1 protein-coding gene is annotated in these 506 nt (G+C 60.8%); it reads right to left on the bottom strand.

The window, feature by feature from the left end; all coding sequences use genetic code 11:
• A partial coding sequence (locus tag AC1DWI_RS26090; protein WP_477726324.1) for an SDR family oxidoreductase occupies positions 1–464 on the bottom strand: 464 nt, incomplete at its 3' end.
• Positions 465–506: the final 42 nt, after the last annotated feature.

The raw sequence follows: 506 nt of genomic DNA, 5'->3' as shown, positions 1-506 counted from the left end.
GGATAGACGCCGTAACCGGTGACMACGTCCCTGATGGTGAGATCGTTGTTCATGAAATAGGCGGGACGCAGGATGGTGGCGGCAAAACCCATCTCTTCGAGCATCCGCTCGACACCGAATTTGCCCGCGAAATGGGGAACGTTCAGGTAGCGGTCGCTGTGGATCACGGAGAGATAGACGACGCGCTCGACGCCGGCTTCACGCGCCAGATTGAGCGTGAGCAGGGCCTGGGTGAACTCGTCGGGAACCACGGCGTTGAGCAGGAACAGGGTGGACACGCCTGTGAACGCGCTCCGCAGGGCTGGTACGTCGAGCAGGTCGCCTGGAACGACTTCGACGCCGGCCGGGAAGTTCGCCTTTGCCGGGTCACGGACCAGTGCGCGTACTTTGGCGCCACGCTGGACGAGCTGCTGGGTAACCTGGCGGCCGACGTTGCCAGTTGCGCCAGTAATGAGGATGGTCATGAAATTACTCCGTTGTGTGTTGAAGGAGCCTCAATCTTGATC

This window comes from Polaromonas sp. P3_C2, from assembly GCF_056402675.1.
The sequence above is the reverse complement of the archived record's forward strand: the minus strand, read 5'-3'. Positions and strand labels throughout refer to the sequence as shown.